The organism is Microcoleus sp. B7-D4, assembly GCF_036705125.1.
GTDB lineage: Bacteria > Cyanobacteriota > Cyanobacteriia > Cyanobacteriales > Microcoleaceae > Microcoleus.
In genome coordinates, this window is the sequence record NZ_JAUBTT010000204.1 from 1 (window position 1) to 5,214 (window position 5,214).

Annotated in this window: 8 protein-coding genes; 7 read left to right on the top strand and 1 reads right to left on the bottom strand. The window is 46.9% G+C overall.

The genetic code is table 11. The features are described from left to right. Nucleotides 1–194: hypothetical protein (locus QUB12_RS36555; RefSeq protein WP_333310980.1), on the bottom strand; the 194-nt coding region annotated here is incomplete at its 3' end. Nucleotides 195–210: 16 nt separating this feature from the next. Here QUB12_RS36555 and QUB12_RS36560 point away from each other — a divergent pair. The 7 genes from QUB12_RS36560 to QUB12_RS36590 all read left to right on the top strand — a co-directional run bounded on the left by QUB12_RS36560 (nucleotide 211) and on the right by QUB12_RS36590 (nucleotide 4,901). After that, nucleotides 211–858 carry a hypothetical protein gene (locus QUB12_RS36560; protein ID WP_333310982.1) on the top strand — a complete coding sequence of 216 codons (648 nt, stop codon included), beginning with the start codon at nucleotides 211–213 and terminating at the stop codon, nucleotides 856–858. A 157-nt stretch (nucleotides 859–1,015) separates the two neighbouring features. Beyond that, nucleotides 1,016–1,441, top strand: coding sequence for a hypothetical protein (locus tag QUB12_RS36565; RefSeq protein ID WP_333310984.1), 426 nt, complete (start codon nucleotides 1,016–1,018; stop codon nucleotides 1,439–1,441). After that, nucleotides 1,442–1,957, top strand: coding sequence for a hypothetical protein (locus QUB12_RS36570; RefSeq protein WP_333310986.1), 516 nt, complete (start codon nucleotides 1,442–1,444; stop codon nucleotides 1,955–1,957). Continuing rightward, on the top strand, nucleotides 1,954–2,169 hold the full coding sequence (locus QUB12_RS36575) for a hypothetical protein (RefSeq protein ID WP_333310988.1): 216 nt from the start codon (nucleotides 1,954–1,956) through the stop codon (nucleotides 2,167–2,169). Before QUB12_RS36570 ends, QUB12_RS36575 begins: the two co-directional genes overlap by 4 nt. Beyond that, nucleotides 2,169–2,432 (top strand): hypothetical protein, encoded by a 264-nt coding sequence (locus QUB12_RS36580; protein WP_333310990.1) that lies wholly within the window; start codon nucleotides 2,169–2,171, stop codon nucleotides 2,430–2,432. The genes QUB12_RS36575 and QUB12_RS36580 overlap by 1 nt, the downstream gene beginning before the upstream one ends. Beyond that, nucleotides 2,423–2,989, top strand: coding sequence for a hypothetical protein (locus QUB12_RS36585; protein ID WP_333310992.1), 567 nt, complete (start codon nucleotides 2,423–2,425; stop codon nucleotides 2,987–2,989). Before QUB12_RS36580 ends, QUB12_RS36585 begins: the two co-directional genes overlap by 10 nt. A gap of 748 nt (nucleotides 2,990–3,737) precedes the next feature. Next, the gene (locus tag QUB12_RS36590) at nucleotides 3,738–4,901 is read left to right on the top strand and encodes a hypothetical protein (RefSeq protein WP_333310994.1); all 1,164 of its coding nucleotides are present in this window, start codon (nucleotides 3,738–3,740) and stop codon (nucleotides 4,899–4,901) included. The last annotated feature ends 313 nt before the right edge of the window (nucleotides 4,902–5,214 follow it).

Sequence of the window (5,214 nt, forward strand, 5' to 3'; positions counted from 1 at the left end):
AGTTGCCTATCTCCCTCTAAAACCTCTAGCGGGATTTTTGGAGCGGGCCGCGAGATTTCCGTCGAAGTCAAAGAATCTAATTCTGGCCCGCTCCAAAAATAGCCGCCACCCGTCCGGTAGGACACCAAAAACTCGTGTGTCACGCGCTTGACACTCTTTAAGGTTACTGCTAGACTAAGTGAAACGCTTGACACAAGGGATTCACTTGTTATGCCTAACCCCAAAGGACACGAAGACTCAATCAAAGATTCCCGATTTAAAGCTGCTTGGCAGAGTGGCCCGACTCGCACTATCCGAGTTCCGATCGCTTTGGCTGACGCAACTTTAGAATATGCCCGACAACTTGACCAAGACGCTGAACCGCGTGACACAAGTAAATTATTAGATGCTGATACTAGCACTGTTGCTGTTGAATCGCGTGACACAGCTAGTATGCGAGCTGAGTTAGAAGCAGAACTGGCAGAACTCGCGCAGCTTAAAAAATGGGCTAAGGAACACGCGGCAGAACTGCACCGTGAGCAGCGCTCGTTTGAACTTGAGAAAGCTCGCTGGCAGCAAGAACTGAGCGATGCCAGATGTGAACTCGCAGATGCAAAGGCAACCATTCTCAATCAAGGAAACAAGATTCGGGAATTGGAGCGCGGGTACAGCTTCAAACCCAACCCCGCAGAATCCAGGTTGAGGCTTGAAATTGGAGAATTGAATCAGCAGCTCGCCGACCTGAAACAAAATTCAGCGTCTGCCAGCCAAGATTTACCAGAAGCGGCCGACCTACTCAACCAGTTAAAAGCTAAGCGCAAGAAATCAGCCGTCACGCTTGCCGATGTGGAGTTTCTTTTAGAACTGCTAGAAGGTTGAGGCGACAAAACTTTACAGCCATCCCTTGACAAGATGGCTCGAATACTGCGATCGTAAGTAATTAAGGAAGATGTTGCGCGACTGAGCGGTGCTATCAACACCGAACAAGTCACGGCTTCCCCAACCGTTCAGATACAACGTTTGGAGCCCAAAAATTATGACACAACGCGACGGCTACCCAGAAGGGGATGCCGCAACTCTTAATGATGCGCGATATAAACCTCTGGTGAGTCGGCGTAGAATCGAGCATTTAAAAGCACTGGCTTATGATTGCGGTCTCACTGCTGAGGAAGCGCGACAACACGGAAAACTTACAGCGACTAAAACTTGGGAATCGCTGCTAACCTCGCATGGGTTAGAGTTTGAGCCAAAAATTGAAAGCACGTCTAACACGGTAGCGTCTGGTAATAGCCAGATTAACCCTATCAATTTCTTTGAGTGGGTGGATTTATCGCAGCTACTTGCCGTCAGCTTGGCATCGGCGGGGATAATCCTACTGCTGATGAGTTTTTGGCCGCGTGCCCTTAATGCGATTCCCCGTCCCGTTCACTTCAGGATTGAATTCACTTTAGGAGACAAATAGATGAGCTTACAATTACGCCTTTTTGGTGGCGGCCAAGATTCTGCTGGAAAACTAACTGCCAGCAATGACGGCGGACACGCTATCGACAAATCAAAAGTTCTGGCCGCTACTGACTCCGGCGTCATAACTCCCACTAATCCCGGTAACTTTGGCTCGATTCGCAGCGTCCCGGTAGTTCCCGCTCCCCGCTATTTCACTCAGGAAGAAGCGGATGGGCTAAAGGATTTAGCAAAGGAGAAGACAGACGGTGCAAGACAGTCTAAACGCGCTTACAAGGCATTGGGCAAAATTGAAGCGGCCGACAAAACAGTTCACAAGGAACACCGCAAATACGAGGGCGTGGTTGCTGATAACGAACTGGGCAAAAAACGGGCTGATGCTGGATTAGCTAAAAAGTTGCACAATTTGCGCCCTGGATATGCTCGCCTGGGCTTAGGAATTGACAAGGCTGATAACGATGCCCGCACTCGCATTGACGCTATTACAGTCAAGCTAACGGGAGGCATGAACCAATGACTCGCATTTATGACCACTATCCCGATAAACTCCCCGTGGACAATTTAGCTATCAGCATCGCACTGCTGCGAGGGGCAAAAATTAGAGCACGGGGACAATCTAATTTAGATAGACCTAAGCAGCAACTGATGAACAAAGCTAGCGCTGCTATTGATGAAGCTGTGCAAGCGCTTGAAACTCTACGTACTGCCTTGTTAGGAGGCTCAAGATAATGAGAGCGATGTGTCTGGCTAATTACTTCGTGGCTGGGTGCATCGCTTTCTCACTCCTGGGGTGGGTAGCGAGTTTGCATCCGATTGCGTTTCGAGCAGTTCTGTGTTTGTTGGTGGCCATTGCGATCGCCTGGGGTTTGAGCTGGCTGCTAGATTTCTCACTAAGCAAGCTGCTAAAGATTTCAGTTAATGACCTGCAAGCCTTGCTGATTGGTAGTTTGGCGATGCTGTTAATTGGGTTGGGGGTGTTCTTGTGCACCTAAAGCTATTTGTGCTGAGTGCATCATCTGTAGTGCTATGGTTGGCTCCACTAGCAGCACTAGACAAAACACTAGACATTCACAAAGCATTGCAAGGGGTAAGTCTGGGGGCTGCGATTGCTTGCGCTTTTACTGCTGGCAACATCGCCCGCGAACAATCAGAACAAGATGAAATAGAGGCGATGAAAGCTAAGGCTATCAAGGCTGATACGATTGACGAAATCAGTACATCTGTTTACGTTTCTCAACAACAGCGTCAGCAAGAAGCTGAACAAATCCTGAACCCGCGAGAACAGCTAGAACGCTTGCTAGCACTGACTTGTGACGGAGAACAGGAATCAGAACCGATCCTCCAAAAACAACTAGCTGAACCTGAACAGAACGGCTCCCAGAACGCTGAATCAGAACGCGCTGAACGAGCGCTGCAACTGAAGGCTAAGGGATGGGGTAAAGCCAAGATAATCCTCGAAGTGTGGGGCGTTTCTAAAGGTGGCTCTCCTAAATACAAAGCTGCTGAGGCTGAGTATAAACGCTTAATAGAGGAGGAAGAAGAAAAATAAGAACGTGGGCCGGGGGGGATAGCTATTTTGGCCTGCCTCCCCCGGCCGCGACTAGCTCGCTCGCTTGAAAACAACCGGGATGGGTGATACCCGGTATACTCCCCAAAAAAGCACAACTTATGATATAGTTTGCACTTTTGAAAATCACAAACTGTAGACAGAGTGTAAACAAGAGTGTAAACACCTGAGTGACGATTAAGTAGCTTAGAACGCTATATCCTAAAAATATGGATCTAATTTCTTGCATCAAATTAGTCGAGGATGATTTCTCCTTTTGTTCGGAGATGGGAATCCCTTGTCTATTTGAGGGGCAAGCAATTAGGGCAAATTACAGAAAACACAGGACTTTTTGGCATATAGTCATTCATAAACTGGCCCGCGCCATTAAGAATGATATCAAGGCGATGCTTCGGGCTTTTGTTGGAACTCACTTTTTTGAGTTGGTAGTCGAGATTTTCTCTTGGATTGTAGACACGCCTACAACTCCTAACACTGACCTTTGCAAAATTGAGACGAACCGCGACCCGCCTAAAATCTTTATCCCTATCCCAAAGTTTATTGAATCGAATGGTTGCGCTCGCAGCGATTCACTTATCTGCTCGCTTATTTTTTAGCGAGCTGTTCCATTCTGTGCTCAAGACTTTTTAAACTACAAACGCCAAAAACCGCTGCTCTCAATTGGAACTGGCAACAGCGGTCTTTGGTTAATCGGTCAACCTTCAACCTGTCTAAGGGATAGGCTAAATTCATGACTTATCATACTATTACCAATAGTAGCATTGACGGTCAAATTTCCAGCACTGGCGTAAATCTAGTCAAAGTAGACTATGTACGTCCCGAACCTCAAGAGAAAGAACTCTACATTCAAATCAGAGATGGCGTTGCAGACCAGATTATAAAGCGCGGTCTGAGCAGGGCTGAGTCTAAACTTTTCTTCTACTTACTTAAACTCGTCCGTTTTGGAGACAGGCCGGCAAAGGTTAAGGTTGCTGAAATTTTGCTCGGTGCTGGAATCGGGAAAACTGCTTACCATGCCGCCATTCTCAAATTTGAGAAGATGGGCTGGTTTGGCTTCACACACTCGGACGTTGAAATTAGTAATTTTTGTACGCCTACAAAAAAGTCCGCAAATGCGAACTCTAACTCCGCAAATGCGAACTCTCAGTCCGCAAATGCGAACTCTCAGTCCGCAAACGCGAACTCTCAGTCCGCAAACGCGAACTCTGAAAAGCTGAAAACGTTACCAGTAAAGGGTTCTAAAACGTCTCAGACTATTCAGACTTACTCATACTTACTTCAGACTCTCTCAGAAGGACAGAGAGAGAGTTTTGAAAAGTTTTGTTTAAAGAAAATTGATGAATGCTCATTCAAGATAGCCAGTAGAGAAGCTTGGCTTAACAAACATGGAGCTGAGTATTTGACAGAATTTAAAGACAAATACTCCGAGGCTCTGGCAAACCCAGAACTAATTGCCCCAAAAATCGAACCTTTCATGCTTGTAGATATTCCCTATTTGAAGCGACTGTACGGAAATGGTTGGGAGGAAGCGGCTAATCATTTTGGGTATACTATCCAGAATTCTCCGGCAGTAGAAATTCAGAATGAATTAGAGCCAACCGCATCCTCGGAACTGGTAGCGGAACCGATCGCCGCTAGCGACAGCCCACAAGAACCAACTCCCCCAACTCCCGCAATCGGTGCAAAGCATAAACAGTTCGCTGAGGGTGACAGAGTAGTTATCGCTGAAGTTGGCAATACTCATCATGGGCAAGCGGGTAAAGTCATTGCTGTCAGGTCTAGCTCTAAACATGACGAATACAAAATTGCGTTAGATAACGAATCGCATTTTGTCCGAGAACTCAGCATCAAGATTCCGAAGGGCTGCAAGTTTACTTATTTGATGAAGCTGTAGCAGTTCCCCGGCGTGGTTCAAGAAATACCTAAACTATGATAATCCCTGTGAAGCTGAATCGCGTGACACAGGTGATTAGTCGCCAGCTAACGGTTACAGATAGCGGTTACAGAATACTTTGGGTAACTTTAAGTCCTGGGTCAGGTTGGGGGTGTTAGGTATTTATAAAACCTGTTATCAATACCTAATCTCACCCTGTAACCTCGCCGTAACGGTTTCAAGCTTTAGACTGGGAAAGTTGCCTATCTCCCTCTAAAACCTCTAGCGGGATTTTTGGAGCGGGCCGCGAGATTTCCGTCGAAGTCAAAGAATC

Excerpts from the sequence above, each read along its gene's own strand:
- QUB12_RS36575 (WP_333310988.1), top strand. The coding sequence starts at position 1,954 with ATGACTCGCATTTATGACCACTATCCCGATAAACTCCCCGTGGACAAT.
- QUB12_RS36560 (WP_333310982.1), top strand. The coding sequence starts at position 211 with ATGCCTAACCCCAAAGGACACGAAGACTCAATCAAAGATTCCCGATTT.
- QUB12_RS36565 (WP_333310984.1), top strand. The coding sequence starts at position 1,016 with ATGACACAACGCGACGGCTACCCAGAAGGGGATGCCGCAACTCTTAAT.
- QUB12_RS36590 (WP_333310994.1), top strand. The coding sequence starts at position 3,738 with ATGACTTATCATACTATTACCAATAGTAGCATTGACGGTCAAATTTCC.
- QUB12_RS36580 (WP_333310990.1), top strand. The coding sequence starts at position 2,169 with ATGAGAGCGATGTGTCTGGCTAATTACTTCGTGGCTGGGTGCATCGCT.
- QUB12_RS36570 (WP_333310986.1), top strand. The coding sequence starts at position 1,442 with ATGAGCTTACAATTACGCCTTTTTGGTGGCGGCCAAGATTCTGCTGGA.